The sequence below is a fragment of the Winogradskyella vincentii genome, from assembly GCF_020166345.1.
In the GTDB taxonomy this organism is placed as follows: Bacteria; Bacteroidota; Bacteroidia; order Flavobacteriales; family Flavobacteriaceae; genus Winogradskyella; species Winogradskyella vincentii.
The window spans coordinates 1-338 of sequence record NZ_JAIUJS010000058.1; the positions used below are offsets into that span (position 1 = coordinate 1).

Sequence of the window (338 nt, forward strand, 5' to 3'; positions counted from 1 at the left end):
GACAAGTTTTTTGAGAATTTCAATTATTATAAAGCCATTGAACTATACGAGAAAGCAGTAGAAAAAGGCGACATGAGTGCTCATGTACTTACAAGATTAGGAGATGCTTATTACAATAATTCAATTTCTGATAAAGCCGCATACTGGTATGGTAACGCCTTAACAGAACATAAAAACATTGATCCAGAGTATTTATATAAGTACATACAATCTCTAAGGAGTATTGGCAATTATGAAGAGGCTGATAAATGGTTTAAAGAATTAAGCGCCGCCCAAGTGGGTGATAGTAGACTTAAAGGATACAATCCTGATGAAGTTGATATTTATAATATGCTAAC

1 protein-coding gene is annotated in these 338 nt (G+C 33.4%); it reads left to right on the plus strand.

What is annotated here, in order from left to right; genetic code table 11:
* On the plus strand, positions 1 to 338 hold a 338-nt coding region (locus LBV24_RS15415; protein ID WP_394371144.1), incomplete at both ends, for a tetratricopeptide repeat protein.